This window comes from Silvanigrella sp., assembly GCF_044369315.1.
In the GTDB taxonomy this organism is placed as follows: Bacteria; Bdellovibrionota_B; Oligoflexia; order Silvanigrellales; family Silvanigrellaceae; genus Silvanigrella.
This window is the reverse complement of sequence record NZ_JBIPMD010000270.1, coordinates 1-4,199: the sequence shown is the minus strand read 5'-3', so window position 1 is coordinate 4,199 and position 4,199 is coordinate 1. Positions and strand designations below refer to the sequence as shown.

The window sequence follows — 4,199 nt, the reverse complement described above, 5'->3', positions numbered from 1 at the left end:
TGGCTTCAATTAATTTGTTACCTTATTAATCGCACTGCTTACTTCCACGCTGATGGCTAATCTTTACGTGGGTGAGATTCGCACTCACTGGTTCTTACGCACTTATCTTGGCGCACCATAAATATTTACCTTTAAAAAGCTGTATCCGCTAGATGACTTTTTATAAATAATGCTTTGTCACCCAAATGCATTTGTCCGCATTTGTTGCATGCAAAAACCCAAGAAGAGGGAGATAAGCGCTCTTTGTTAATTAGTTCATATTTATGTTGAGAACAATTTAAGAATTCATTGTATTTATTCCAAGCAAAATCCTCGCATTCTTCAAAACTATCTCCTTCAGTAAATATAACTGTTTCAGGAATTTTAATATAAAGATCAAAACAAAAATTTATTTTGTTATTATTTTCATCAGTATCATACATAGGCTTTAAAACCGTATGATCAGGCCATGGATATTTCAAATCATAGTCACATTTGTAATGAGTATTTTTATTGATATAAGCTTTCATAGAGTGTCCTTTGTTAAATTTCAGATATACTTGAAAAACTAGAATCCTCTGGCAATTCATCATTTTCTACTTTTGAATAATAAATTTTCTTTGCTTCTTTTTCCGACTTAGCATTGATATAAATTTCTGATTCTTCTTCATCATTATTATGAATATATGTTATTTGATACGATTTTATTATTCCACATTTACATAAGTCTTCTGCAAAGTAAGGCATTCCACAGCATTCTTTATTAAGTAAGTCATCAAAGCCTTTGCAGCAAGTAAAAACTTCAACATGTCCTGAGTTATTGCATTCTGAACAATTCATATTTTAACTCGCTTTCTTTGTTGTATTTAAATCTGTCAATGTATACTCAATATCTTTCGCATCTTCTTTATCATCATGGTCAAAATACACTACCGTTTCATTTAATTTATTTTGACCAACTTTAATGGAATAGACTTTATGGTCACCAAAAGTATCATTAAATATCCAGAAATTTTTATTTCCATGTTCTTCTTTTATTAATTCTAAAAGCTCTATTATCTCGGAAATTTTCATCTTAAGTCACCTCAAAATTTATTATTGATTTACTAATTTTCTTTGACATTGAATTAGGTTATCTAGTTGATAAATTAAATCTTCTCTAGTGTAGTTTGAATATTTATCAGTGAGTTTGATAGGATTTTTTCTTTCGATTATACCAATTATATTTATGCAGCTACCATTCTCTTCTTCAATATGATTACCATTTGAATAGTATAATTGATTGTTGGATTTTAATTTTGAGTTAATATAACCAGTTACCTTTTTATCAAATGTTACATCAACAAATGTTTTATTTTTAATTGTATCAAACTCAACTTTTTTAACTTTTCTAATTTGCCCATCAGAAAGCAAAACTTCATCTTTTGGGTTTAACTTTAGTAAATTTATCTTTTGGAATGGTAAAATATTTAATGACTTTGTCATGTCGGTTCTCCCTTTGGGAAAGTTTATTTATGGACGACTATCGTTCCACAAATAAATATTTACATGTAATTAAAATTTTGTCAAATAAAATTAGAAAATTAATTTAAAAAAAAAACTAAAAATTAAATTGACAAATTTTTTTAATAGATGTAAACAATTATATGTGAGACAAAACGGCTCACAATTAACTCATTCCCATAGGGAGTATCGATATGAAAAACGTTAAAATTCCTTGCCAGTTTCAATATTACAAATTCTATGATTTTGTTTCCGAACTAGCCTCTAAAGAATTAATATTAAATCGAGATCATATATATTTAGAATCTGCTGAAGCGGATAGAGTTGAAGGTTTAGATCAATTAATCTTTATCAATAAAGAGTTAACACATATTCATTTATTTAACGAAATTTACAATGTAAACGTTCCAGAAGAAGATTTAATGATGGAATATTTAGGCTGTTTTAAAATTGATATTGTTGTGTACGACGAATCAAGCGATTTTGAAAATGAACTACATTTTCATTGTGGTGATCAGGTTTTTGACTTTTATAATATTGATGATTTGTTTGATTTAGAATTAAGGGAAAAACTTTTTAATTCAGTTCAAGGCGCTCAAAAAGCCGCTTAATCTGCGGCAAATAAATATACTTCTAAAATATAAAAAGGATACATCATGAGTGTAATAGCATTTAATTTAAGTTTTTACTTTACTGCAACAGCATTACTTATTCAGGATGATGAGGAATTTAGATTGCCTTGCATTAAGTTAGTTAATCAATTAGCAGAAAGCAACTGGGGCGCTTATTCAGAAAGATATAACGAAAACATGAGTATTCATATAGAAGAGCTTAATAAAATATTGATTTCATTAAATTCAGGGAATAGTTACAAACAATATTTAAAACCTGATTTAATTGATAGATTTTTAAAAGAATTGCGAATGTTTGAATATAACTCGGATGAAAATCCAAGAATTTATAAAACATTATATTCCCTATATAATAAAGCTCTAAGAAAAAAAGAGTATTGGGAAAATTCTAAGAATATCCTATAAGCCGCATAAATAGCGGTTAAAATTATTAATTTTAAAACTAAAGGAATAATATAATGTCAAATCAAAATGCTAAAGTTATTTTTGAGTACACAATTGAGAATGCCGTTGAAGATGGATGTCTTTTTAATTTATCAAGAGAATTTAAAAATGAAGTTTGCGAATTAGGAATAAATATTCCAGTATATTGCTCAAAATTTGTTTATGAAAATTATATAGATTTAACTGAATGCGCAAAAAAAATGTTAAATGATAAAAAAGGTAGAGCTTGGGATATTCTTTTTATGGCAAGGTTTATGATGCATAAAGCTGTTAAAAATGGCTATTCACATTTTGTATTTTATTGTGTTGTTGATGAAATGGAAGCTACAGAGATAACAGCAGTTTTAAAATTTGATGGTTATAATTTTTTTATTTTAAAAGATTTATCTGATGATTGATAAGTCGCCTCTTAATTGAGGCGTTCATTAAATATTTTAATTAAAAAGGAATTCCAAAATGACAGTAATTTACACAGATGAGTTTGCACATAGACAATGGAAAAGACGACAAGAAAATGAAAATATTAATTTTACATTTTTTAGAGATAGTGAAGAAATAGAAGTAAGATTTTCACTTTATCAAAAAGATGTAATAGATGTTGATCCTAAAATTATCACAAAAATGAAGCAGCAACTAAAGGAGGGAAAAGAAAAGTTAAAAAAACAAGGTAAATTTAAGAGATATGAAGTTGATTATGCTGATGATACTATCAGACCAATTTATGAAGAAGTATGAAATTTATAATACATATTAATTAAAATGAGGTGTTTTATGGAAGCAAAAAAAGAATATAAGTCTGGCTATAAAGTAGTATTTGATACCTTAAATGAAGTTTTAGATTACTTAAATGAAGGCATAAAAAACGAGGAAATAGATAAAAAATTGTACAATAATATGTTTGAGCATGTTGAAATGGCTATGGATTATTGTAAAAAATATGATAGGAGAAAAGATTGAAATTGATTTAAATATATGCAAGCCTCCCATTCTTAGAGGGAGGCTTTTTTATGGCTAAGAAAACATTAAGAAAAAACAATTTAAATGAAATATATACAGCTCTGGATTTGATGATGAGCGGCAATCACTCTTCCGTTGTAGGTAGGGATTTTTTAATGAGTCGCAATACAAACCCAAATTATGGCTATATTGATCCTGACGATATTAACGACTATAATCAAGATTTTATTGATACAATTATTAAATTAAAAGCAATAAATAAAGTTGAAGTTCCTAAAAATTTAGAATTATTATCAAATCAATATACCGAAAAAAGAAAAATTATAGAAAAGTTTGATCATGCTAACTATGACAATGCTATGGCAAGTGGAATAGAAGCAGCTAAAGAATTAGGTAATTACAACGAATTTAGCAATAAAATAGTTCTCTTAAATGATTCTGAAATGAACATTTTTTTTGATTATATTGCATTGTACAGAGAACTAGATGGCAAAAGAGCAATCATAAATTGGTATTTGAAAAAACCTGATTTAATAAATGAAGAAAATAAAGAATTAATAAAAGCATATGAGCAGGCTAATTTTGGTTCTGTTGCAAAAAAAGATCAATTGAGAGTAGAGTATCTTCCTTGTATTGTAATTGGGGGAAGTAGAGATGGAATTCAAGTGGAAGCATACGGAGCGA

The 4,199-nt window shown here is 27.6% G+C and carries 10 protein-coding genes; 6 read left to right on the top strand and 4 right to left on the bottom strand.

The genetic code is table 11. The annotated features are described in order from the left end of the window. Positions 1–131: 131 nt before the first annotated feature. Genes ACIQ56_RS15215 through ACIQ56_RS15200 form a run of 4 tightly spaced genes read right to left on the bottom strand, consistent with a single transcriptional unit; the run spans position 132 to position 1,464 of the window. Complete coding sequence (locus ACIQ56_RS15215; protein WP_397601896.1) at positions 132–509, bottom strand: hypothetical protein; 378 nt, start codon at positions 507–509, stop codon at positions 132–134. Positions 510–522: 13 nt separating this feature from the next. Continuing rightward, positions 523–819: a hypothetical protein gene (locus ACIQ56_RS15210; protein WP_397601895.1), complete on the bottom strand. Its 297-nt coding sequence runs from the start codon at positions 817–819 to the stop codon at positions 523–525. A gap of 3 nt (positions 820–822) precedes the next feature. After that, positions 823–1,053, bottom strand: a complete 231-nt coding sequence (locus ACIQ56_RS15205) for a hypothetical protein (protein WP_397601894.1) — start codon at positions 1,051–1,053, stop codon at positions 823–825. Between the two features lie 21 nt (positions 1,054–1,074). Then, positions 1,075–1,464, bottom strand: a complete 390-nt coding sequence (locus ACIQ56_RS15200) for a hypothetical protein (protein ID WP_397601893.1) — start codon at positions 1,462–1,464, stop codon at positions 1,075–1,077. 212 nt (positions 1,465–1,676) lie between these two features. Here ACIQ56_RS15200 and ACIQ56_RS15195 point away from each other — a divergent pair, with 212 nt between their 5' ends. From ACIQ56_RS15195 to ACIQ56_RS15170, 6 genes are all read left to right on the top strand, one after another. Beyond that, a complete protein-coding gene (locus ACIQ56_RS15195) occupies positions 1,677–2,093 on the top strand; it encodes a hypothetical protein (protein ID WP_397601892.1) in 417 nt (138 codons plus the stop codon). A 45-nt stretch (positions 2,094–2,138) separates the two neighbouring features. After that, entirely contained in the window at positions 2,139–2,519 is a 381-nt protein-coding gene (locus ACIQ56_RS15190; RefSeq protein ID WP_397601891.1) for a hypothetical protein, read from the top strand. A gap of 53 nt (positions 2,520–2,572) precedes the next feature. Continuing rightward, positions 2,573–2,956: a DUF6573 family protein gene (locus tag ACIQ56_RS15185; protein WP_397601890.1), complete on the top strand. Its 384-nt coding sequence runs from the start codon at positions 2,573–2,575 to the stop codon at positions 2,954–2,956. Positions 2,957–3,014: 58 nt separating this feature from the next. Continuing rightward, complete coding sequence (locus tag ACIQ56_RS15180) at positions 3,015–3,293, top strand: hypothetical protein (protein WP_397601889.1); 279 nt, start codon at positions 3,015–3,017, stop codon at positions 3,291–3,293. Positions 3,294–3,329: 36 nt separating this feature from the next. Next, complete coding sequence (locus tag ACIQ56_RS15175) at positions 3,330–3,515, top strand: hypothetical protein (protein ID WP_397601888.1); 186 nt, start codon at positions 3,330–3,332, stop codon at positions 3,513–3,515. Positions 3,516–3,565: 50 nt separating this feature from the next. Further along, positions 3,566–4,199, top strand: a 634-nt coding sequence (locus ACIQ56_RS15170; protein WP_397601887.1) for a hypothetical protein, incomplete at its 3' end; no start/stop codon positions are given.